The organism is Limnohabitans sp. B9-3, assembly GCF_002778325.1.
Taxonomy (GTDB): Bacteria; Pseudomonadota; Gammaproteobacteria; order Burkholderiales; family Burkholderiaceae_C; genus Limnohabitans; species Limnohabitans kasalickyi.
The window spans coordinates 48,432-69,061 of record NZ_NESI01000011.1; the positions used below are offsets into that span (position 1 = coordinate 48,432).

Annotated in this window: 25 protein-coding genes; 6 read left to right on the plus strand and 19 right to left on the minus strand. The window is 55.9% G+C overall.

Features of this window, described 5'->3' with window-relative positions; translation table 11 throughout:
- Nucleotides 1-56 precede the first annotated feature (56 nt).
- The 3 genes from B9Z42_RS15050 (at nt 57) to B9Z42_RS15060 (ending at nt 2,907) form a co-directional block, all read left to right on the plus strand.
- Nucleotides 57-443, plus strand: a complete 387-nt coding sequence (locus tag B9Z42_RS15050) for an Mth938-like domain-containing protein (RefSeq protein WP_100134234.1) — start codon at nt 57-59, stop codon at nt 441-443.
- A gap of 139 nt (nt 444-582) precedes the next feature.
- On the plus strand, nt 583-1,062 hold the full coding sequence (locus B9Z42_RS15055; RefSeq protein WP_100134235.1) for a peroxiredoxin: 480 nt from the start codon (nt 583-585) through the stop codon (nt 1,060-1,062).
- A 150-nt stretch (nt 1,063-1,212) separates the two neighbouring features.
- Nucleotides 1,213-2,907: a PhoH family protein gene (locus tag B9Z42_RS15060; protein WP_100134236.1), complete on the plus strand. Its 1,695-nt coding sequence runs from the start codon at nt 1,213-1,215 to the stop codon at nt 2,905-2,907.
- 3 nt (nt 2,908-2,910) lie between these two features.
- Here B9Z42_RS15060 and dnaB read toward each other — a convergent pair whose 3' ends face one another.
- From dnaB to ppsA, 8 genes are all read right to left on the minus strand, one after another.
- A complete protein-coding gene (gene dnaB / locus B9Z42_RS15065) occupies nt 2,911-4,320 on the minus strand; it encodes a replicative DNA helicase (RefSeq protein ID WP_100134237.1) in 1,410 nt (469 codons plus the stop codon).
- Between the two features lie 155 nt (nt 4,321-4,475).
- On the minus strand, nt 4,476-4,928 hold the full coding sequence (gene rplI, locus B9Z42_RS15070) for a 50S ribosomal protein L9 (protein WP_100134238.1): 453 nt from the start codon (nt 4,926-4,928) through the stop codon (nt 4,476-4,478).
- An 11-nt stretch (nt 4,929-4,939) separates the two neighbouring features.
- Nucleotides 4,940-5,221 (minus strand): 30S ribosomal protein S18, encoded by a 282-nt coding sequence (gene rpsR, locus B9Z42_RS15075; protein ID WP_044397946.1) that lies wholly within the window; start codon nt 5,219-5,221, stop codon nt 4,940-4,942.
- A gap of 12 nt (nt 5,222-5,233) precedes the next feature.
- The gene (priB, locus tag B9Z42_RS15080; protein ID WP_369806884.1) at nt 5,234-5,524 is read right to left on the minus strand and encodes a primosomal replication protein N; all 291 of its coding nucleotides are present in this window, start codon (nt 5,522-5,524) and stop codon (nt 5,234-5,236) included.
- Between the two features lie 20 nt (nt 5,525-5,544).
- The gene (gene rpsF / locus B9Z42_RS15085) at nt 5,545-5,910 is read right to left on the minus strand and encodes a 30S ribosomal protein S6 (RefSeq protein ID WP_100134240.1); all 366 of its coding nucleotides are present in this window, start codon (nt 5,908-5,910) and stop codon (nt 5,545-5,547) included.
- A gap of 72 nt (nt 5,911-5,982) precedes the next feature.
- Entirely contained in the window at nt 5,983-7,977 is a 1,995-nt protein-coding gene (locus B9Z42_RS15090) for a VC_2705 family sodium/solute symporter (protein WP_158235972.1), read from the minus strand.
- On the minus strand, nt 7,967-8,185 hold the full coding sequence (locus B9Z42_RS16300) for a hypothetical protein (RefSeq protein WP_158235973.1): 219 nt from the start codon (nt 8,183-8,185) through the stop codon (nt 7,967-7,969). Before B9Z42_RS16300 ends, B9Z42_RS15090 begins: the two co-directional genes overlap by 11 nt.
- Before the next feature lie 19 nt (nt 8,186-8,204).
- Nucleotides 8,205-10,595 carry a phosphoenolpyruvate synthase gene (ppsA, locus tag B9Z42_RS15095; RefSeq protein WP_100134242.1) on the minus strand — a complete coding sequence of 797 codons (2,391 nt, stop codon included), beginning with the start codon at nt 10,593-10,595 and terminating at the stop codon, nt 8,205-8,207.
- A gap of 181 nt (nt 10,596-10,776) precedes the next feature.
- On the opposite strand from ppsA, the gene B9Z42_RS15100 reads away from it, so the two are divergent.
- Complete coding sequence (locus B9Z42_RS15100; protein WP_100134243.1) at nt 10,777-11,598, plus strand: pyruvate, water dikinase regulatory protein; 822 nt, start codon at nt 10,777-10,779, stop codon at nt 11,596-11,598.
- A gap of 4 nt (nt 11,599-11,602) precedes the next feature.
- On the opposite strand, the gene B9Z42_RS15105 is transcribed toward B9Z42_RS15100, so the two are convergent.
- Entirely contained in the window at nt 11,603-12,010 is a 408-nt protein-coding gene (locus B9Z42_RS15105) for a heme-binding protein (protein WP_100134244.1), read from the minus strand.
- A gap of 172 nt (nt 12,011-12,182) precedes the next feature.
- On the opposite strand from B9Z42_RS15105, the gene B9Z42_RS15110 reads away from it, so the two are divergent.
- The gene (locus B9Z42_RS15110) at nt 12,183-12,869 is read left to right on the plus strand and encodes a Bax inhibitor-1 family protein (protein WP_100134245.1); all 687 of its coding nucleotides are present in this window, start codon (nt 12,183-12,185) and stop codon (nt 12,867-12,869) included.
- Between the two features lie 110 nt (nt 12,870-12,979).
- On the opposite strand, the gene rlmD is transcribed toward B9Z42_RS15110, so the two are convergent.
- From rlmD to surE, 4 genes are read right to left on the minus strand one after another with little or no spacing between them, the layout of a single operon-like run.
- The gene (gene rlmD, locus B9Z42_RS15115; RefSeq protein ID WP_100134246.1) at nt 12,980-14,374 is read right to left on the minus strand and encodes a 23S rRNA (uracil(1939)-C(5))-methyltransferase RlmD; all 1,395 of its coding nucleotides are present in this window, start codon (nt 14,372-14,374) and stop codon (nt 12,980-12,982) included.
- The gene (locus B9Z42_RS15120; RefSeq protein WP_100134247.1) at nt 14,374-15,204 is read right to left on the minus strand and encodes a peptidoglycan DD-metalloendopeptidase family protein; all 831 of its coding nucleotides are present in this window, start codon (nt 15,202-15,204) and stop codon (nt 14,374-14,376) included. The genes rlmD and B9Z42_RS15120 overlap by 1 nt, the downstream gene beginning before the upstream one ends.
- Nucleotides 15,205-15,220: 16 nt before the next feature.
- Nucleotides 15,221-16,024, minus strand: coding sequence for a protein-L-isoaspartate(D-aspartate) O-methyltransferase (locus tag B9Z42_RS15125; protein WP_100134248.1), 804 nt, complete (start codon nt 16,022-16,024; stop codon nt 15,221-15,223).
- On the minus strand, nt 16,021-16,782 hold the full coding sequence (gene surE, locus B9Z42_RS15130) for a 5'/3'-nucleotidase SurE (RefSeq protein WP_100134249.1): 762 nt from the start codon (nt 16,780-16,782) through the stop codon (nt 16,021-16,023). Before surE ends, B9Z42_RS15125 begins: the two co-directional genes overlap by 4 nt.
- Before the next feature lie 94 nt (nt 16,783-16,876).
- On the opposite strand from surE, the gene B9Z42_RS15135 reads away from it, so the two are divergent.
- Nucleotides 16,877-17,851, plus strand: a complete 975-nt coding sequence (locus B9Z42_RS15135) for an NADPH:quinone oxidoreductase family protein (RefSeq protein ID WP_100134250.1) — start codon at nt 16,877-16,879, stop codon at nt 17,849-17,851.
- A 14-nt stretch (nt 17,852-17,865) separates the two neighbouring features.
- On the opposite strand, the gene B9Z42_RS15140 is transcribed toward B9Z42_RS15135, so the two are convergent.
- From B9Z42_RS15140 to B9Z42_RS15165, 6 genes are all read right to left on the minus strand, one after another.
- Nucleotides 17,866-18,219, minus strand: a complete 354-nt coding sequence (locus B9Z42_RS15140; RefSeq protein WP_100134251.1) for an AzlD domain-containing protein — start codon at nt 18,217-18,219, stop codon at nt 17,866-17,868.
- The gene (locus B9Z42_RS15145) at nt 18,216-18,971 is read right to left on the minus strand and encodes an AzlC family ABC transporter permease (protein ID WP_100134252.1); all 756 of its coding nucleotides are present in this window, start codon (nt 18,969-18,971) and stop codon (nt 18,216-18,218) included. Before B9Z42_RS15145 ends, B9Z42_RS15140 begins: the two co-directional genes overlap by 4 nt.
- Nucleotides 18,972-19,100: 129 nt before the next feature.
- Nucleotides 19,101-19,379, minus strand: coding sequence for an XRE family transcriptional regulator (locus B9Z42_RS15150; RefSeq protein WP_369806885.1), 279 nt, complete (start codon nt 19,377-19,379; stop codon nt 19,101-19,103).
- A gap of 25 nt (nt 19,380-19,404) precedes the next feature.
- Nucleotides 19,405-19,770 carry a type II toxin-antitoxin system RelE/ParE family toxin gene (locus B9Z42_RS15155; protein ID WP_100134268.1) on the minus strand — a complete coding sequence of 122 codons (366 nt, stop codon included), beginning with the start codon at nt 19,768-19,770 and terminating at the stop codon, nt 19,405-19,407.
- Nucleotides 19,771-19,893: 123 nt separating this feature from the next.
- A complete protein-coding gene (locus B9Z42_RS15160) occupies nt 19,894-20,175 on the minus strand; it encodes a DUF2442 domain-containing protein (protein WP_100134254.1) in 282 nt (93 codons plus the stop codon).
- The gene (locus B9Z42_RS15165) at nt 20,172-20,477 is read right to left on the minus strand and encodes a DUF4160 domain-containing protein (protein ID WP_100134255.1); all 306 of its coding nucleotides are present in this window, start codon (nt 20,475-20,477) and stop codon (nt 20,172-20,174) included. The genes B9Z42_RS15160 and B9Z42_RS15165 overlap by 4 nt, the downstream gene beginning before the upstream one ends.
- Between the last annotated feature and the right edge of the window lie 153 nt (nt 20,478-20,630).

Here is a 20,630-nt window from a genome sequence, read left to right on the forward strand (position 1 = left end):
GAGGGCTCTTTAGCAGGGTGAAAACCTATAATTTGACCACATTTCTCTAGGAATTTATGAAATTACAACCCGATCGCATCGACACCTTGTCCGTCACCGGCTATGGACCTGGCTGGGTCGCTATTCAAGGTGAAAAAACACATCACAGCGTGCTGATCTCTTCAGCAGGTATTCGACTGGATTGGTCCTGCACCAGCTTTGACGATTTGCAGCCGCATCATTTTGAGCAACTGGCCGAACTCGATGTCGAACTGGTGATTTTTGGCAGCGGTGAACGCTTGCGCTTTGCCCCTCCCCAATGGCTGACGAGCCTGATGAATAAGCGCATTGGGCTCGAGACGATGGACACGCAAGCGGCCTGCCGCACCTACAACATCTTGGCGGGCGAAGGACGTAAAGTGGCGGCCGCTTTGCTGATTGAGGCAACACCAAGTAATTCATAAGTACGTATTCAGTGACCTACTGGCCAAAGCACATACCGCTTATCTTTCTAAGTTAAAATAATGGGTTGCCGCAAGGGGGCTGTCTAGACAGTCGCCTCCTTCATCCGGCCGTCTCCACTGTCACACCTGATTGAGCGCTATGGCAATTGTTGTCAACAAACCCCTTCCCGAATTTGAGGCCAATGCAACAGGTGGCATCAAGGTTTCTAACAACTCTCACAACGGCCAAATGATGGTATTGTACTTTTACCCCAAAGACAACACCCCTGGCTGCACCACCGAAGCGATGCAATTTCGCGATAAGTACAAAGACTTTGTCAAAGCTGGCGCCATCGTCTTTGGTGTGTCTCGCGACAACATGAAGTCTCACGACGATTTCAAAACCAAACTTGAACTCCCGTTCGAACTGATTGCCGACACGGAAGAAAAAATGTGTCACATGTTTGGTGTGGTCAAAAACAAAATCATGTACGGCAAAAAGGTCAAAGGCATTGAACGCAGCACGTTCTTGGTGGGGCCAGATGGCTTACTCAAAGAAGAGTGGCGCGGTTTGAAAGTCCCAGGGCATGTGGATGATGTTTTAAAAGCCGTCAAAGCCTTGAAAAAAGCAGGCGCCTAAACTTGCCCTCAAAACGTCACAGAGCTCGGTTATAGTGATTTCATGACGTTCACAAAAACGAACACGCTTTCTGTTCAAGCCGCCTTGGCCTCCAGGCGGCTTTTTCGTTTTTGAGCCCAACTTTTTCGTTACTTCATACAAAGTCATTCCATGCCACTGCCTCCTGCTCCTGCCAAACGCGCTGCTTTCCTGAATACCGAAGCCATCCAGCCTCCTGCAAAAACCAAATCGCTCCGCAGGACAGAAGAAAAATCGGAGCCCACGGCAACCATGGTGTCCGAACAGTCGCCCAAAGCACCTTTGGTGAAACCACAAGCCCCTGCCAGCAAAGTGAGTCAGGTGCGCCCCGAAAATGCTCGCCTCGCTGAAGCCCCAGCGGAGAAACCTCGCAACGAAGATCGACAGTCAGCGCCAACACGCAACACCTCGGCACGCGTCAAAAAGCCAAAACAGAGTGGACCCACCAAATTGTTCGTGCTCGACACCAACGTCTTGATGCACGACCCCATGTGCCTCTTCAATTTCGAAGAGCACGATGTGTTCTTGCCCATGATCGTGCTTGAAGAGCTCGACGGTCACAAAAAAGGCATGACTGAAGTTGCGCGCAACGCCCGCCAAACCAGCCGCACGCTCGATGCGTTGGTGGCCACGCATGGTGCGGACATCACCACCGGCATCAAGCTCGATGGCACAGGGCACCGCCAAGTGGGTGGTCGACTGTTCTTTCAAACTCAGGTGCTCGATTTCACCTTGCCCTCGAGCTTGCCCCAAGGCAAGGCTGACAACCAAATCTTGGGTGTGGTCGAAGCCTTGCGACAACGCCATGCGCCGCGTGAAGTGGTGCTGGTCTCCAAAGACATCAATATGCGCGTCAAAGCACGCGCGTTGGGCTTGGCGGCGGAAGACTACCAAAATGACAAAACCCTTGAAGACGGCGACCTGCTTTACTCGGGTGCCATCGCCCTGCCCCAAGACTTCTGGATCAAACACGCCAAGTCGGTAGAGAGCTGGCAAAGTGGCAACCAGACGTTCTACAGCTTGAGCGGCCCCATCGTGGCCGACTTGCACATCAACCAATTTGTGTATTACGAAGCGCCTGGCGAACCCAGTTTGTACGCACGCGTGACTGAGATCCGCGGCAAAAACGTGGTGCTCAAGACCCTCAAAGATTTCAACCACCTCAAGAATTCAGTGTGGGGCGTGACGACACGCAACCGCGAACAAAATTTCGCGATGAACATGTTGACCGACCCTGAGATTGACTTCGTCACCCTCACCGGCACGGCAGGCACAGGCAAGACCTTGATGGCTCTGGCTGCGGGCCTGACCCAAGTTTTAGACGATCGCCGGTACACCGAAATCATCATGACCCGCGCCACCGTGAGCGTGGGCGAAGACATCGGATTTTTGCCCGGCACAGAAGAAGAAAAAATGGGCCCTTGGATGGGTGCGTTGGACGACAACCTGGAAGTGCTGGCCAAAACCGAAACCACGTCCGGCGAATGGGGCCGTGCTGCGACCAATGAGTTGATTCGCAGCCGCATCAAGATCAAGAGCCTGAACTTTATGCGCGGACGCACGTTCTTGAACAAGTACTTGATCATTGATGAGGCGCAAAACTTGACACCCAAACAAATGAAAACTTTGATCACCCGTGCGGGCCCCGGCACCAAGATCGTCTGCATGGGTAACTTGGCCCAGATCGACACGCCTTACTTGACCGAAGGCTCGTCCGGTTTGACGTACGCCGTAGACCGCTTCAAAGGCTGGCCACACGGCGGGCACATCACCCTCGCGCGCGGTGAGCGCTCACGACTGGCAGACTATGCCAGCGATGTGCTCTAAGACTTAATAGTCGCCGCTGCTGTAGCCACTGGCCAAGCTCTCGAACTTGGTCAGCGGCTTCAAGAAGGCCAGCTTGACGGTGCCCGTGGGGCCGTTACGCTGCTTGCCAATGATGACCTCGGCCACACCCGGCTCTTTAGACTCTTTGTTGTAATAATCATCGCGGTAAATAAACATGATGACGTCCGCGTCCTGCTCAATGGCGCCCGATTCACGCAAGTCACTCATCATGGGGCGCTTGTCGGTGCGCTGTTCCACGCTTCGGTTGAGCTGAGACAAGGCAATCACGGGGCACTGCAGTTCTTTGGCGAGCATCTTCAAACCCCGAGAAATTTCGCCAATCTCGGTAGCACGGTTGTCACCACCACTGCTGCTAGAGCCACTCATCAGCTGCAAATAGTCGACCACGATCAAGCCCAATTTGCCGCACTGACGTGCCAAACGTCGGGCGTTAGCGCGTAACTCGCTAGGCGTGAGGCCAGGTGTTTCGTCAATGTGCAACGACACATTGCGCAGCTTTTCAATCGCCTCGGTCAAACGCGGCCACTCATCATCACTGAGCTTGCCGGTACGCAAATGGCCTTGGTCCACACGACCAATCGAGCCCACGATACGAACTGCCAACTGCGACGCGCCCATCTCCATCGAAAACACAGCCACAGGCAAACCTTCGTTCACCGCCACATGCTCGGCGATGTTGATGGCTAACGCCGTTTTACCCATCGACGGACGGGCCGCCAACACAATCAAGTCACCCGGCTGCAAGCCGGAGGTCATGCGGTCAAAGTCGACAAAGCCCGTTGGCACGCCGGTGATGTCGTTTTGGTTGTCGGCCATTTCTTGCACACGGTCCAACAGGTCCACCACCAACTGGGGCATGGCCTGAAAGCCCTGCTTCATGCGCGAGCCTTCTTCACCAATGTTGAAGATCTTTTGCTCGGCCTCGTCCAAAATTTGAGCCACTGCACGGCCTTGCGTATTGAAGGCGTTGGTGGCAATTTCATCGCTGGCTGTCACCAGCTTGCGCAAAATCGAACGCTCACGCACGATTTCGGCATAGCGTCTGATGTTGCTCGCGCTCGGTACGTATTGCGCCAAGGCGTTGAGATAACCCAAGCCACCGATCTCTTCGGCCTTTCCCAAAGCCTGCAAATGCTCATACACCGTGATGACGTCAGCAGGTCGACTGGTGTTCACCAAAGCCCCAATGGCGGCGTAGACCTGCTTGTGTTCGTAGCGATAAAAGTCGCCATCGACCAACAAATCGCCCACGCGATCCCACGCGCTGTTGTCCAAGAGCAAGCCCCCCAAGACGCTCGACTCGGCCTCGACGGAGTGCGGGGGAATACGCAACTGAGCGATTTGTTGATCGGCGGAAAAGCCATCTTCAAGGCTGGACAAAGCGGCAGACATAAGCATCCTGTAAAACACGCATCCTACGTCCCAGACAGCACAAGCTCGGGGATAACTCTGTGGATAAGCGGTGCGCTATTTGGGGAAAACAATATTTCAAGCAAACAAAGAAAAAAGCCGCTCCGAAGAGCGGCTTTTGCCTGGGCGGAAGAAACTTAAGCAGTTTCGCCGTACACAGACACAGTGATCTCAACGACCACATCCGTGTGCAGAGCCACGCTCACCGTGCTATCGCTCACAACCTTGATGGGGCCTGTGGGCATACGCACTTGTGACTTGACCACAGCAAAGCCGTTTTTAGTCAAGGCTTCAGCGATGTCGCTGTTGGTGACCGAACCGAACAAACGGCCGTCCACACCCGCTTTTTGGCTGAGTTTGACCGAAGTACCGGCCAATTTTTCGCCTTGTGCTTGTGCAGCAGCCAGCTTTTCAGAGGCAGCTTTTTCAAGTTCAGCGCGGCGCACTTCGAATTCCTTGATCGCGGTTTCAGTGGCGCGACGAGCACGGCCTGAAGGGATCAAGAAGTTACGTGCGTAACCGTCTTTCACTCGGACGATTTCGCCGAGGTTGCCGAGGTTCACGACCTTGTCGAGCAGAATAATTTGCATGGTCGGGCTCCTTAGATCTTGTGCTGGTCGCTGTAAGGCACCAGGGCCAAGAAGCGTGCGCGCTTGATGGCTGTGTTCAGCTGACGTTGGTAAATGGCGCGTGTGCCGGTCAGGCGTGCGGGGATGATTTTGCCGTTTTCGGCAATGAAATCACGCAATGTGTCGACGTCTTTGTAGTCGATTTCTTCAACGCCCGTGACGGTGAAGCGGCAGAAGCGCTTGCGTTTGAAGAGCAGAGATTGTGTGTTGCGCTTAGGACGCTTGTCTTTGTTGAATTTCTTGAACGTGGCCATGATCTGGGCCTCCTATGAAATTTGCTGAAAATCTTGAATATGAAGAACGACGTTTTTGCTATTGCGCGGGCTGGCTAAAAAACCGGTGAACTGCCAAAGGCTACCTAAGGGTTGACGAACTAAGCGTTCAGCCAAAGCACCCAAAGCCACTGTTTTGACACTTGTTTTGACTTGTCGCTTGTGCCCCGCTTCTTCGATGTCAGACTCATGTTCGAGCCTCAAATCAAGGGCAGGTAAACCTGCTGGGGTATACCGCATGGCCGAAACCTCTGCGATGCAAGCGTTCAAAACAACGTGATTCACACCTTGCAATAAGGCAAAAATTAGCCGGCGAACTCAGCTTGCTGAGTCTTACGGGCTTCTTCGCGCTCAACTGTCTTCATCATGAGTGAAGGCGCTGTGTCAGCTTTCTTCTTCAAGACAGTCAGGTGACGCAACACAGCATCGTTGAACTTGAACGCGTGTTCGAGTTCAGACATCACAGCTTGGTCAGCTTCGATGTTCAAGCAAATGTAGTGAGCTTTGGCGAGCTTGTTGATCATGTAGGCCAACTGGCGGCGACCCCAGTCTTCCATACGGTGAATAGCACCACCACCTGCGGTGATCATGCCTTTGTAACGCTCCAGCATGGCTGGAACTTGCTCGCTTTGATCCGGGTGGATCAACAAAATGATTTCGTAATGACGCATGGACACTCCTTGTGGGTTGAAGCTGCTCGCGGCGTCAGACGCACTGCAGCAAGGGAAAGCTCACTAGTATAGTCAATTTTGCCGTGTCCTACGCTGACTGAAGATGAATCCAGCCAATAAGCCCGTTGGAACACCGAACACGCCGGCACAAATGGGCTCTAAGCCCCACCACAAGGTGTCGCTGGGCTGCAAATTCAAAGACAGCTGGACCCAGGGGTGGTTGGCCACAATGTAATAAAACGAGACGCCTAGCCCCGACACCATCGCCGCTACCGCCCCCACGCGGTTCATACGCGGCCAATACAGCCCCATCAGCAGCACAGGGAAAAACGTGGATGCGGCCAAAGAGAACGCACACGTTACCCAAAACAGAATATTCACTGAGCGGTTGGTCGCAAACCAAGCCGCCAGCAAGGCCACCACCATCAGCATGATTTTGGACAACATCACCCGGCGCAGCGGGGGCGCATTCGGATCGACCGTGTCGAAATACAAATCTTGGGCAAGCGCATTAGAAATCGTGAGCAGCAAACCGTCTGCTGTTGACAAGGCCGCTGCCAACGCCCCTGCGGCAATCAACCCCGTAAAAACGGGTGAAATCCGCACAATTTCTGGCACTGCCAGCACGATGTATTGCTCGATCAACCGAATATCAGCGTACTGCACCACCCCATCGTTGTTGTAGTCGCTGATGCTCAGCAGCGCCAGCTTACGCAGCTTCAAGCGTTCGGCCCATTCGGGCAATTGGTTCAAGGGTGCGCCCACCAACTCATTGAGCACGAAGGACTTGAGCAACACCGCCAAAGACGATGCACACAAATAAACGATCACGATAAAAACCATCGCCCAAACAATCGATCGCTGAGCCTCGTCAGGACTTGCCGCCGTGTAAGAGCGAACCAAAATGTGCGGCAAAGCCGCCGTTCCCACCATCAAACAAAAGACCAAAGCCAGCGAATTCACCCAACCTTGCTTGAAGCCTTCTTCGCGCGGCGCTTGAAAACCAACGGGGTGTTGAATGGCCCGTGCAAGACCATCGCGCTCCTCTTGCCAGGCGCGTACCAAGCGCTCAGAACCCTGCTCTCTCCAAGCAGGATTGGCCTCTAGGCGCTGAATATCCCGCAAAGGCAGGCTGTCCGATTTTGCTTTGGCAATTTGCTTGGCTAAGACTTGTCGCTCTAGCTCGCGGGCATTCAAGGGGTCAGCCATCTTGGCCTCTAGGTCCCACATGCGCTGCGCCATCGCCTCACGCGTCGCCAATTCAGCGGGATCGGCCTGAATCACCTGAATGCGCGCCTCCATCTGCTGCAAAGTCTGCGCCGCTGCCACCGAGATCACGGGGTGCCCTTGAACCTGCCAAGACACCGCCATGGCGACGGCCAACATCGACGCCACGATCACCACGCACTGCACCACCTGCGTCCATGTGACCGCGCGCATGCCACCTAAAAACGAACACAGCAAAATGCCGCCCAGGGCCAAGAAAACACCTAATTCAAACGTCAGTCCAGAGAGCATAGAGGCGACTAAACCGACGCCATAAATCTGAGCCACCAAGTAAACGCTGGAGCACAAAATCGCTCCCCAGGCCGCCAACCAGCGCACCACCGGGCTGTTGAAACGACGTCCTAAGAATTGCGGAATGGTGGTGGCACCGGAGGCATTGAGCTTGGCCGCAAACAAAAAACCCAGCAAACAAAATCCACCTGTCCAGCCCAGCAGATAGGCCAAACCGCCAGCATGAGTGCCATCGCCGACAAAACCGTCTGACAGCAATAACCCAGCGACCCCTAAAAAGGAGGCAGCCGACATCCAGTCTGCGGCGGTGGCCATGCCATTGAACGGGGCGCTGACGCGACGCCCCGCGACGTAGTACTCCTCGGCAACTGAGGTGCGGCAAAACATCCCAATCGCGGCGTAACCCAAGATCGAGATAACTAAAAAGAAACCATTGATGACTGGCTTAGACACCCCCATCACATCCGCGGCAAGCAAGCACACGGACAACACGGCAAGGCCAACCAAGCCAGACAAAACCAAGCGCCAACGCCAAGGCTTATTGGGCATCACGGTCCTCAGTCGGAGCACTCGCCCCCCACCACGCCAAAACCACATACAAGACAGGTGTAGCTTGAGCGACCAACCAAAAATGCATCAAGGTCTGATCAGGCCAATACCAAGCCACAGACATGGTCAACACCGTCAGACCCAGCAAGCACAACACACCCCAAAAAGCGCGCTGGTTGTCTGTTGAGCTTGACCGAACTTTGTGCATCACGCCATGCCGCAAGGGCTTATTGAGCGAGCGACTTCCAAGTCTCGATCACGCTGTCTGGGTTCAGCGAAATCGAACTGATGCCTTGATCCGCCAGCCAATGGGCAAAGTCCGGGTGGTCGCTGGGGCCTTGGCCGCAAATGCCCACGTACTTGCCTTGAGCCAGACAGGCAGAGATCGCTTGCGTCAGCAAAGCTTTCACAGCGGGGTCACGCTCGTCAAAGTCAGCAGCCAGCAACTCCAAACCAGAATCACGGTCCAAGCCCAACGTCAATTGGGTCAAGTCGTTCGAGCCGATGGAGAAGCCGTCGAAGAACTTCAAGAAGTCGTTGGCGAGGATGGCGTTGCTGGGCACTTCGCACATCATGATGACCTTGAGGTCGTTCTCGCCGCGCTTCAAACCGTGCGTGGCCAACAAATCGGTCACGCGCTCGGCCTGCTTTAGCGTACGAACAAAAGGCACCATCACTTGCACGTTGGTCAAACCCATGTCGGAGCGAACGCGGCGCATGGCTTCGCACTCCATGGCAAACGCTTCGCCGAAGTCTTCGCTGATGTAACGTGCTGCACCACGGAAGCCCAGCATGGGGTTTTCTTCCTCGGGCTCGTAGCGGCTGCCGCCAATGAGCTTGCGGTACTCGTTGGACTTGAAGTCCGACATACGCACGATGACGGGCTTAGGCCAGAACGCCGCAGCGATGGTCGCAATGCCTTCGGCCACTTTGTCCACGTAGAACGCGCGGGGTGACGCATGGCCACGGGCCACAGACTCCACCGCCTTCTTCAAATCGGCGTCCACATTGGGGTAATCAAGAATCGCCTTGGGGTGCACACCAATGTTGTTGTTGATGATGAACTCCAAGCGAGCTAAGCCCACGCCTTCGTTGGGCAACTGGCAGAAGTCAAACGCCAACTGTGGGTTACCCACGTTCATCATGATCTTGGTTTTGATCTCGGGCATGGTGCCGCGCTGCACTTCGGTCACTTCGGTCTCGAGCAAACCGTCGTAAATCATGCCGGTGTCGCCTTCAGAGCAGCTCACGGTCACCAACGTGCCGTCTTTCAATTTCTCTGTCGCGTCGCCGCAACCCACCACCGCAGGAATACCCAACTCACGCGCAATGATGGCGGCGTGGCAGGTACGGCCACCACGGTTGGTCACGATGGCGCTGGCGCGCTTCATCACGGGTTCCCAGTTGGGGTCGGTCATGTCGGTCACCAACACATCGCCAGGCTGGACCGTGTCCATCTCGCTGATGTTGTGCACCAAGCGCACAGGGCCGGTGCCAATCTTTTGGCCAATCGCGCGACCTTCAGCCAACACCGTGCTGTGACCTTTGAGTTTGTAGCGGAACTCAGACTGGCCTTTGGCTTGGCTCTTCACGGTTTCTGGACGTGCTTGCAAGATGTACAAGAGGCCGTCTGTGCCGTCTTTGCCCCATTCGATGTCCATGGGACGTCCGTAATGTGTTTCGATCACCACGGCGTAATGGGCCAATTGCTCGACGTCAGCGTCGGTCAATGAATAACGGTTGCGCAACTCGGTGGGTACATCGGTGGTCTTGACCAATTTGCCAGTGGCTTTTTTCTCGTCGGCTGTCGAGAACTCCATTTGCAAGAGTTTGGAACCCAAGTTGCGGCGAATCACAGCGCGCTTGCCAGCTTTCAAAGTTGGCTTGTGCACATAAAACTCGTCGGGGTTCACCGCGCCTTGCACCACGGTCTCGCCGAGGCCGTAGCTTGAGGTGATGAACACCACGTCCTCAAAACCCGACTCGGTATCGATGGTGAACATCACGCCCGCTGCGCCCAAGTCAGAGCGCACCATGCGTTGCACGCCGGCAGACAAAGCCACATCGGCGTGGGCAAAGCCCTTGTGCACGCGGTAGCTGATGGCGCGGTCGTTGTAGAGCGACGCAAACACTTCTTTCATCTTGTGCAGCACTTCGTCGATGCCGTGCACGTTCAAGAAGGTTTCTTGCTGGCCGGCGAACGAAGCGTCAGGCAAGTCTTCGGCCGTGGCCGATGAACGCACCGCAAAGGTGGCGGCGGCGTTGCCAGCAGACAAAGTGGCAAAGGCGTCAGCAATGGCTTTTTGCAGGTCAGCAGGGAACGGTTGCGCTTCCACCATGGCGCGAATTTCGGCACCTACTTGGGCCAAAGCACGCACGTCTTCGGTGTCGAGTTTGTCCAAAGTGGCGTTGATCTTGTCGGCCAAGCCGTCGTGCGCCAAGAACTCACGGAACGCGTGGGCTGTGGTCGCAAAGCCCGTGGGCACGCGCACGCCGGTGGGGAGTTGCGAAATCATTTCGCCGAGGCTGGCGTTTTTACCGCCCACGGACTCGACGTCCGTCATTCTCAAGTTCTCAAACGGGACCACCAAAGCGGTTGGGCTGAACAGTGCTGACATGGGAAAGCTCCAAAAGTTAAAACGGGTACGGCGACTCGTCCACGGGCAACTTGGTTATTTTTCGAATAGGTTGCGCTGAGACGGCAGCGGAATTTAGATAATAGGCAATTGTAGGTGGCTGACCACCCGCACAAGCGCACCGAATCCGTGCCAATCAGCGCCTCGAACCTGAAAGTTTTTCATGCCCAATCCCACCGTATTTTTTGTCTCTGACGGCACTGGCATCACCGCCGAGACCTTTGGCAACGCCATCCTTGCACAGTTCGAGTTCAAGTTTCGCCACATCCGGCTGCCGTTTGTCGACTCGGTCGACAAAGCCCACCAGGCTGTTCGTCAAATCAACCACACCGCCGAAATTGAAGGCCGCAAGCCCATTGTGTTCACCACCTTGGTCGACATGGATGTGCTCAAAGTCATCCAAGAAGGCTGCAAAGGCCGCTTGCTTGACATGTTTGGCACCTTTGTGAATCCGCTGGAAGAAGAGCTGGGCGTCAAATCTAACCACCGCATTGGACGCTTTTCGGACGTGAGCAAAAGCAAGGAATACCACGACCGCATTGAAGCCATCAATTTCAGCTTGGCCCACGACGATGGCCAACTCAACCGCGATTTAGATTTGTCAGACGTGATCTTGGTCGGCGTGAGCCGCAGCGGCAAAACGCCTACCAGTCTGTATTTGGCCATGCAGCACGGCCTCAAAGCTTCGAATTACCCGTTGATTCCTGAAGACTTTGACCGCCGCCAACTCCCTCCCGCGCTGATCCCGCACAAGAAGAAGATTTTTGGGCTGACCATTCAGCCAGAGCGCCTGAGCGAAATTCGCAACGAACGTCGCCCCAACTCCAACTACGCCAGCCTACCTAACTGTCGTCATGAGGTGGCAGAAGCTGAGGCGATGATGCGTCGTGCTGGCATTCGTTGGCTGTCCACCACCAACAAAAGCATCGAAGAGATTGCCACCACGATTTTGCAAGAGCTCAGCCCTGAGCGCCTGATTTACTGAGGGTTCAGAGGCCAATGGCGGCAATGCCCGCCTTGGCAACTTGTGCGTCTTCGTTGGACTTCACGCCGCTCACACCCACAGCGCCAATGCACTGGCCGTCTTTCATGATCGGCACGCCACCTTCGAGCAAACCCTTCAAATCAGGCGCGCTCAAGAACGACACGCGGCCGCCATTGATCACGTCTTCGTAAATTTTGCTCTCACGACGGCCCACCGCGGCCGTGTTGGCTTTGGCGGGAGCGATGTGGGCGGAAATGGGGGCCGCGCCATCCAAACGTTGCAAGGACAGCAAATGACCGCCGTCGTCCACGATGGCGATGGTGACCGCCCAGTTGTTTTTCAATGCTTCGGCCTCTGCAGCGGCAGCGATGGCTTTGATGTCAGCGGATTCGAGGAAATGTTTGGTCTTCATGGCAATGGATCAGGTCAGTTTTAAGAGGGCTCAAGCATACCCACTCATAGGGACCGAATGCGCCCCTGAAAAGCAAAAGAAACCTCAAGAAAAGTAGGGAGTACACGCTCAGCAACAGACACACTAGAATCCGCCATATCTGCATGTGCAGGTGTTTTTCGGAGACCTTGGTATGTTTAACCAATTCCCAACTGCTGACCACTACGTCTTAGACGCACAACAGCGCAACCGTGTGTTGCGTAACACTTATGTTTTGCTGGCTGTCAGCATGCTGCCCACTGTTCTCGGTGCTTGGCTGGGTGTGAGCACAGGCCTGAGCCAATTGTTCTCAGGTGGCTTGGGCATGATCTTGATGCTCGCCGGCGCTTTCGGCTTCATCTATGCCATCGAAAAAACCAAGCACAGCATCACGGGTGTGTATGTGTTGCTCGGCTTCACCTTCTTCATGGGTCTGATGCTTTCTCGCATGATCGCCATGGTGCTGGGCTTCAAAAACGGTGCTGAGTTGGTCATGACGGCCTTCGGCGGTACAGCCGGTGTGTTCTTTTTGATGGCCAGCTTGTCCACCTTCATCAAACGCGACCTGTCGAGCATGGGCAAATGGCTGACCATCGGCGCCATCGTTCTGATGGTTGGCAGCATCATCAACGTGTTTGTTGGCTCTTCCGCTGGCATGATGGCCATCTCGGTGTTGACCATCGGCATCTTCAGCGCGTTCATGTTGTATGACCTGAAGCAAATCATCGACGGCGGCGAAACCAACTACATCAGCGCCACCTTGACGCTGTATTTGGACGTGATCAACGTGTTCCAAGGTTTGTTGGCCTTGTTGGGCTTGACAAGCGGCGAACGCGAGTAAACCGACAATAACGCGAACGCCCTAGGCGTTCAGCGCCCACAAAAAAGGCTGCTCATGAGCAGCCTTTTTTGCGTCTATTGAAACAGCGCATGCGCTCTGCCTGATTGGCTTCACGCCAAATCAAACACCGCCATGCTCTCCACATGCGCGGTGTGCGGAAACATGTTCACTGCGCCCGCAGCAGAAATGCGGTAACCCGCAGAGTTCACCAACACACCCGCATCCCGTGCCAAGGTGGCAGGGTTGCAACTGACGTAGACGATGCGCTTGGGCAGTGTCCAGCCTTGACGCAACTCGGGCTGCTCGTGCAGCGTTGCCAAGGTTTGTGCCAACGCAAACGCGCCTTCGCGCGGGGGGTCCACCAACCACTTGTCAGCCGTGCCGTCTTGAATCAACAACTCAGGCGTCATCTCAAACAAATTGCGCGCCACAAACTGCGTGGGTGCCAAAGGCGTGCGACGCCCCGCCTGGTTCACCACCAAGTTCTCGCGCGAGCGTGACACCAAAGCCTCGCTGCCCTCAATGCCCAGCACCTCACGTGCCATCGTCGCCAAAGGCAAAGTGAAGTTACCCAAGCCGCAGAACCAATCGATCACGCGCTCGGTGGGCTTCACATCTAACAAGCGCAAAGCCCGCGTCACCAACACGCGGTTGATGTGGGGGTTGACCTGCGTGAAATCGGTGGGCTTGAACGGCATGGTGATGCCAAATTCAGGCAAGGCGTAAGACAGCGGCACAGCGCCCGCCTCGTCCATCAGCTTCACCGTGTCGGGGCCTTTGGACTGCAACCACCACTGCACATCGTGCTCGGCAGCAAACTGGCGCAACAGCGTCATATCGCCATCGCTCAACGGCTCCATGTGGCGCAACACCAACGCGGTGACATGGTCACCACACGCGAGTTCGATTTGCGGCAACGTCTCACGCGCCTCCATGCTGCCAATCAAGGCACGCAGGGGCAGCAGCATGGCGTCCACATGCGGCGGCAAGATGCGGCAGCTGCGCATGTTCGCGACATAGCGGCTCTTGCGCTCATGAAAGCCCACCAGCACCTCGCCCTTTTTCACCACATACCGCACCGACAAACGGGCGCGGTAGCGGTAGCCCCAAGCAGGGCCTTGAATCGGGCGCAGCATGGTTTCGGGTTTGACCTTGCCCAAATGCCACAAGTTGTCTTCCATCGCGCGCTGCTTGATTGCCACTTGCGCCGTGGCGTCGAGGTGCTGCATCTTGCAGCCGCCGCATGCACCGGCATGCAAGCCAAAATTTTCACAACCCGGCGTCACGCGCTGTGACGACTCTTGCATCACCTCCAGCAACGAGCCCATTTCCCAGTTGTTTTTCTTGCGATGGATGTTGGCGCGCACCACCTCAAAGGGCAAGGCGCCTTCCACAAACACCACCTTGCCATCGGCACGGTGTGCCACGCCTTGGGCTTCAAGGTCCATCGATTCAATGGTCAGCGCGTTGTCTGGCCATTTTTTTTCTGTCGTTGTATCGGTCATCAGTTCGAAGGCAAATATTTGGCGGGGTCCACCGGTTTGCCTTGACGGCGAATTTCAAAATGCAGCTTCACTTGGTCGGCATCGCTGTTGCCCATTTCGGCAATTTTTTGACCGCGCTTGATCGCTTGGTCTTCCTTCACCAACAAGGTTTGGTTGTGTGCATAAGCCGTCAAATACGTGTTGTTGTGCTTCAAGATGATCAAGTTGCCGTAACCGCGCAACCCCCCACCCGCATACACCACACGGCCGTCGGCAGCGGCCAACACAGGGTCGCCCGCCTTGCCAGCAATGTCCAGACCTTTGTTCTTGGCTTCGTCAAAACCAGAAATCAAGTTGCCTCGAACGGGCCACTGAAAATTCACCGCATCTTCAACTTCTAGTGCCACAGGGGCAGCGGGCTTGACCGCGACCGCAGCCGATGCGGCACTGGCCGCTGGCGTAGCAGGCACCACACCCGCTGTGGGGGCTGGTGGATTGCTTGTCGCAGCGACGGGGGCCAATGGCTTGGCAACGACCACCTCAGGCGGTGCAATGCGCAGCACTTGGCCCGTCTCAATCAAATTGGGGTTCTCTAAATTGTTCCAACGCACCAGATCGCGCCAGGTTTGGCCGTTGTCCATGCCAATGCGAATCAAAGTGTCGCCCGGCTTGACGGTGTAGAAACCGGCCTTGCCCGCGTTTTCAGCACCGGGCAAGGGCTTGGCGACAGGCGCCCGCGTCAGCTGAGAAGATCGCTCATCCACAGGCGCTTGACGTACCTTGGTGGTACATCCTGACAGCGCGAACGCTGCCACCAGGGCTAAAGCCCCCCATTTTCCTGCACCAAACATGCGTTCTTCTCCGTCGTCAAGCAATCCCTGATTTTAGAGGTACGAAGTGCACCGCCTCGAGCAAGCTTTGCTGCAAACCCTGCGGCGTTTTGTCAATCACCACCAAAGCCTGCTGACCCGCCGTGGTTTGCATAGGCGCCACAATGCGCCCGCCCACCGCCAGCTGGTCAATCCACGCCTGCGGCACCGCCTCGCCACCTGCGGCGGCGATGATGGCGCTGTAAGGCGCGCCCTTGGGGTAACCCAACATGCCGTCACCAAACATCAAATGCACATTGGGCAAACGCATGGGCCGCAAGTTCTCTTTGGCCTTGTCGTGCAAGCCCCGCAACCGCTCAATGCTGTAGACCTCGCGCGCCACCAAGGACAAGACTGCCGCTTGGTAGCCACAGCCCGTGCCAATTTCGAGCACGCGGCCCATGGGAGCAGCTTTCAAACCCGGAGCCTCGCGCAGCAGCGCAATCATGCGGGCCACCACATTGGGCTTAGAAATCGTTTGACCTAAGCCAATCGGCAAACTCGTGTCTTCGTAGGCTTGGTTCACCAAGGCCGAGTCGACGAAACGATGGCGCTCAATGCGCCCCATCGCGTCCAGCACCACCGTGTCTTGCAGGCCCTGCTCGGCTAACTTTTGCACCATGCGCCGGCGCACGGCCGAAGAATCGAGGCCCACCCCCGTCGGGCTGGCTAACGCAACCTGCGCTGGCCCGCGCATTGCTGTTTGCGGCGTCACCACCCGCGTGGCGCCCAGCAAGGCCTTGGGCTTGGCTGAGTCGTTCGAGGTGTCTAAACGCGCCGGAAAACTGGGCCTGGGTTTCATGCCAGCTTGCTCTCGCTCAAACGTTGGGCCCACAGAGGCAAAGTGGCGTGCTCGGTGAGGTCCACATGCAGGGGCGTCACCGACACATGGCCTTCAAACGTGGCATGGAAGTCGGTGCCATCGCTGTCGTCTTTGGCCGCACCCGCGCTGCCAATCCAATACATGGTCTCGCCGCGTGGGCTGGTTTGTGTGATCACCCGTTCTGCTGAGTGGCGACGGCCCAAGCGCGTCACCCGCAGGGGTTTGAGTTGCGCCAGTGGCTGGTTGGGAATGTTCACATTCAGCAACCAAGGCTCGCCTTTGATCTGGCCTTGCTGCTGCATCTGCAACACCAAGGCGCGGGCGGCAGCGGCGGCGGCGTCAATCTGCCCCCAGCCCTTTTCTACTTGAGAAAACGCAATGGCCGGAATGCCAAACAAATAGCCCTCCATCGCCGCGCCCACCGTGCCTGAATAAATCGTATCGTCGCCCATGTTGGCGCCGTTGTTGATGCCTGACACCACCAAATCGGGCTTGTAGTCCAACAAACCCGTCAACGCGATGTGCACACAGTCGGCGGGTGTGCCATTCACATACCGAAAGCCATTCGCGGCGGTGTGCACGTACAGCGGCGAATGCAAGGTCAAGGCGTTCGACTTGGCGCTGTTGTTTTGCTCGGGGGCTACTACCTCGACACGCCCCAAATCTTTCAGCGCCTCGTACAAGGCCACGATGCCAGGGGCCTGATAGCCATCGTCGTTGGAGATCAAAATATTCATGCGAGCCTTTGAATTACTTTTCAATTGTAGAGTTTGAGACAAGCCCAACGCCCCCACACGCCTATCATGTTGCAAACACCTAAAGGAGACTCCTGTGCATGCTTGGCTTTGTGAAAACCCCATCGGCGTCGACGCCCTGACTTGGCAAGAACGCCCAACGCCCCAACCCGGTGCAGGCGAGGTGCTGATCCGCATCGAAGCGGCCAGTTTGAACTTTCCCGATCTGTTGATCGTGCAAAACAAATACCAAATGAAGCCGCCCCTGCCCTTCGTGCCTGGCTCTGAGTACGCCGGCACCATTGAGGCCGTGGGCGAAGGCGTCACGCACCTCAAAGTCGGTCAAGCCGTGGCCTGCCTCAGCGGCACCGGCGGCTTTGGCACCCACACACTGGCCCCTGCCAAGTTGTGTATGCCCTTGCCCGCGGGCTTCCCCGCGGTCGATGCCGCCGCTTTCATCATGACCTACGCCACCTCGCACCATGCGCTGATGGACCGTGGCCAACTCAAAGCGGGCGAAACCGTGTTGGTGCTCGGTGCTGCGGGCGGCGTGGGCACAGCGGCCATTCAAATTGCCAAAGCCGCAGGCGCACGCGTCATCGCGGCAGCGTCCAACGCTGAAAAGTGCGCGCTCTGCACCTCCATCGGTGCCGACGCCACCATCAACTACAGCACCGAAAACTTGCGCGAGGCCCTCAAAACCCTCACCGACGGCAAAGGCCCCGACATCATTTACGACCCCGTCGGCGGCGAATTTGCCGAGCCCGCCTTCCGGTCCATCGCGTGGCGCGGCCGTTACTTGGTGGTCGGCTTTGCCGCAGGCCCCATCCCTGCCCTGCCCTGGAACTTGGCCTTGCTCAAAGGCGCGTCCATCGTCGGCGTGTTCTGGGGCGATTTCTCGCGCCGCGAACCCGCCGCCAACGCCGCCATGATGCAAGAGCTCGCTCAGTGGTACGGCGCCGGAAAAATCAAACCCGTCATCCACAACACCTTGCCCATGGCGCAACTCAAGCAGGCCTATGCCGACATGGGCTCACGCGGCGTGATGGGCAAATTGGTGATGGTGAATTGACAACTTAGAGGCGCTCAACGCGTCACCCCATACGCCAACATCAGCAAGGTGCCCGTGAGCAAAGCGGGCACCAAGCGGCGTTTGGGGCTAGACATCATCACCCCCAAACTCAGCGCGCAAATCAACACGCGCAACCACAAGGGCACGGTGGACAACAAGCCCAAAGGCATCACGATCATGCGCATCGTCAAGGCAGCCACCATGGCGTAAGTCACCGCCGAAATCCACTTAAAAATCTCGCTCTCGGCGTGAATGTGGCCTGACAACTTCACGCCCAAAGCGCGGCAAGCATATGTACCCAAGCACGCTGCACTCAGCCCCAGCCATTGCTCCCAGCCCTGAATAGCTGCTGGCATCACCGCGCTCATGCTGACACCTCCACCGGCTTAGGTCGCAGCCACTTGCGGTCTAGGGCATAAGCCAAGGTTCCCGCCACCACACCTGTCGTGAGCAAACTGCTGTTGGCGTCCAGCAGGTAAAAAGCAGGCCCCATCACACAGCCCAACACAATCGCGATGCGGTTGGCCCAGGGCTTCACCTCGGTGAACGTCAGCAAGAAAAACAAAGGGTTGATGAACACCAGCCCCAGCGTCACCGCCGCAGGCACCCAACCCGCCGCCAGATAGCCCAACACCGTGCCGGGCAACGCCACCAGCCAGCACGGCAGCCCGAGGCCAATGAAATAACTCAAGCGGTACTTGGGCAACATGTTCGGAAACTCGCGCATCGACACCGCCCACGCCGTCATCGCCAACAGGTGCACCCACGCGTACAAACCGCGGTTACGGTCTTGGGCGTCTAGTTGGGGGAACAGCGTCACCACCATCGTCACAAAACGCGCCGACGTCAGCGTCACCGCAAAGGCAATGGCGAGCAACGACGAGCCAGAAATCAGCATCTCTAGCAGCACCACTTGGCCGGGCAACGCAAACATCAACAAACTCGTCAGCCCCGTCATCCACGCATCAAACCCATGCGTTTGCCCCATCGCACCAAACCCGATCATGCCGGCGAACAACACCAACACGGGCGCGCCCAGCGAGTCCTTGAACCCCTGCACAAACGCCTCGCGGCGCGTCGAAAAATGCTGGGAGGGATGGGGGTGATCAGGCGAAGTCATTGGTGGAATTTTAAAGTGGCACTCGCAGTCGGCTTGTCTTGTCTGCGTCGCCGTTGAGCGTTTTCACAAAACAAAAACCCACGCCCTTGTGAGGCGTGGGGTTCGCTAGCAGGGACGTATGACTTGGCGTTAACTCAGCGCCGCAAAGTTGTTGATCTTCACTGCGCCATCAGGAAAGCGCGCAACGACCTCTAGCTGACCACCCATCGCCTCAATGTGATGACGCAAAGTAGAAAGATACATGTCCGTGCGTTTTTCTAACTTAGCGATGGAGGGCTGCTGAACGTGCAAGACCTCTGCCAATGTTTTTTGCGATAAACCTCGCGCTTGACGCAATTCATGCAACGGCATTTCAGCCAACATTTCGGTCGTTTTACGCTTGGTTTTTTCTTGCGCCTGAGGCGACATTTGCTCTCGCAATTTTGCAAAGTTCTTAGTCATCAATCTGCCCTTCCTTTCGAAGCTCTTCCAAATGAACGTCATACAGTTCGTCTGCAATTGGCACATTCACTTCGTACCATCTGTTTTGCCCTGTCTTGTCGCCACCCAATAACAAAATAACGTCCCGCCGCGGATCAAACGCATACAAGGTACGAAACGGACGGCCTGCATGCTGCGTACGCAATTCCCTCATGTGCCCATGTCGTGAGCCATTCACTGCGCTACTGTGCGGAAAACCAAGCTGTGGGCCACGCGCCTCAAGCAACGCCACTGATGCGGCAACAGAAACCTGCTCGTCCTCGGACAACAATGCCCACCACGCTTCAAATTGATCGGTATATTCAACATTCCATGTCATATTAAGTATGCCTTCCATGGAATATTCTGTCAATCATTTCGACATGCCGTGTGAGCATTGATCACAAAACAAAACCCCACGCCCTTGTGAGGCGCGGGGTTCTTCTAAGCAAGTGTGTGCCGTTTAAGCTGCGACTGACAACACAGGGCTGTGGTTGATGTTGTTTTGATACAGGTCCATGATGGGGAAACACAGCTCAAAATCGCCCCACATCAAATCACCGTCTTTCAGCGCAAATGTGGCGAACTTTTTGGCGTCAATGAATGCGCGAATTTCTGGGTGGTTGGAGTGTTGCAAAAAACTGCGGAAATTCACCTCTTGAATCACACCGTCGCTGAACGTCAACCGCAAACGCAAATCACCTAAGTCTTCGGCTGCGGTAATGGAAATAACTTTGTTTGTCATTTGAGCCTCTGCTTAATGCGTTCTGATCGGACCGATTTGTGCAACACAAAATAATCAATCCACTTCGTCACGATGTCTTGCGCTTTTGCATCCACCAACTCGGTGAACACCCGTAACTCGGAAGCACTGAGCGGCGCGCGACCAGCCTCATCAGAATAACGGATAAAAGAAATAGAGCCGTTCACCAAGATTATTTCAGCTTTTGACTCACGGCCTTGGCATTTTCCATGTACGTGAATAGGTTGGTGCTCATTCGAATAAAAAAGCACCACCAATCCGAAATATTCATATAACTTTGGCATCGATGACTTCCCGCAACAGATTTCAAAAGACATCAAACCATAGAGCCGTCAAACCCTAAAAAACTCAACCATTGATCACAAAATAAAACCCCAAGCTCTTGTGAGGCTTGGGGGTCCGTTGGCGCATTCAGCGCCTAAAGCAAGCGGTGCAAC

Bases quoted from the DNA above. Each gene is read 5' to 3' on its own strand.
- B9Z42_RS15145 (WP_100134252.1), bottom strand. From the start codon at position 18,971: ATGACTTCGCCTGATCACCCCCATCCCTCCCAGCATTTTTCGACGCGC.
- surE (WP_100134249.1), bottom strand. From the start codon at position 16,782: ATGAATATTTTGATCTCCAACGACGATGGCTATCAGGCCCCTGGCATC.
- rplI (WP_100134238.1), bottom strand. From the start codon at position 4,928: ATGCAAATTATTCTGCTCGACAAGGTCGTGAACCTCGGCAACCTCGGC.
- B9Z42_RS15055 (WP_100134235.1), top strand. From the start codon at position 583: ATGGCAATTGTTGTCAACAAACCCCTTCCCGAATTTGAGGCCAATGCA.
- B9Z42_RS15140 (WP_100134251.1), bottom strand. From the start codon at position 18,219: ATGAGCGCGGTGATGCCAGCAGCTATTCAGGGCTGGGAGCAATGGCTG.
- B9Z42_RS15050 (WP_100134234.1), top strand. From the start codon at position 57: ATGAAATTACAACCCGATCGCATCGACACCTTGTCCGTCACCGGCTAT.
- B9Z42_RS15165 (WP_100134255.1), bottom strand. From the start codon at position 20,477: ATGCCAAAGTTATATGAATATTTCGGATTGGTGGTGCTTTTTTATTCG.
- B9Z42_RS15120 (WP_100134247.1), bottom strand. From the start codon at position 15,204: ATGTTTGGTGCAGGAAAATGGGGGGCTTTAGCCCTGGTGGCAGCGTTC.
- B9Z42_RS15100 (WP_100134243.1), top strand. From the start codon at position 10,777: ATGCCCAATCCCACCGTATTTTTTGTCTCTGACGGCACTGGCATCACC.
- rpsF (WP_100134240.1), bottom strand. From the start codon at position 5,910: ATGCGTCATTACGAAATCATTTTGTTGATCCACCCGGATCAAAGCGAG.
- B9Z42_RS15105 (WP_100134244.1), bottom strand. From the start codon at position 12,010: ATGAAGACCAAACATTTCCTCGAATCCGCTGACATCAAAGCCATCGCT.
- B9Z42_RS15110 (WP_100134245.1), top strand. From the start codon at position 12,183: ATGTTTAACCAATTCCCAACTGCTGACCACTACGTCTTAGACGCACAA.
- ppsA (WP_100134242.1), bottom strand. From the start codon at position 10,595: ATGTCAGCACTGTTCAGCCCAACCGCTTTGGTGGTCCCGTTTGAGAAC.
- B9Z42_RS15125 (WP_100134248.1), bottom strand. From the start codon at position 16,024: ATGAAACCCAGGCCCAGTTTTCCGGCGCGTTTAGACACCTCGAACGAC.
- dnaB (WP_100134237.1), bottom strand. From the start codon at position 4,320: ATGTCTGCCGCTTTGTCCAGCCTTGAAGATGGCTTTTCCGCCGATCAA.
- B9Z42_RS15090 (WP_158235972.1), bottom strand. From the start codon at position 7,977: ATGCCCAATAAGCCTTGGCGTTGGCGCTTGGTTTTGTCTGGCTTGGTT.
- B9Z42_RS15150 (WP_369806885.1), bottom strand. From the start codon at position 19,379: ATGTCGCCTCAGGCGCAAGAAAAAACCAAGCGTAAAACGACCGAAATG.
- B9Z42_RS16300 (WP_158235973.1), bottom strand. From the start codon at position 8,185: ATGCACAAAGTTCGGTCAAGCTCAACAGACAACCAGCGCGCTTTTTGG.
- rpsR (WP_044397946.1), bottom strand. From the start codon at position 5,221: ATGGCCACGTTCAAGAAATTCAACAAAGACAAGCGTCCTAAGCGCAAC.
- B9Z42_RS15155 (WP_100134268.1), bottom strand. From the start codon at position 19,770: ATGACATGGAATGTTGAATATACCGATCAATTTGAAGCGTGGTGGGCA.
- B9Z42_RS15060 (WP_100134236.1), top strand. From the start codon at position 1,213: ATGCCACTGCCTCCTGCTCCTGCCAAACGCGCTGCTTTCCTGAATACC.
- B9Z42_RS15160 (WP_100134254.1), bottom strand. From the start codon at position 20,175: ATGACAAACAAAGTTATTTCCATTACCGCAGCCGAAGACTTAGGTGAT.
- rlmD (WP_100134246.1), bottom strand. From the start codon at position 14,374: ATGACCGATACAACGACAGAAAAAAAATGGCCAGACAACGCGCTGACC.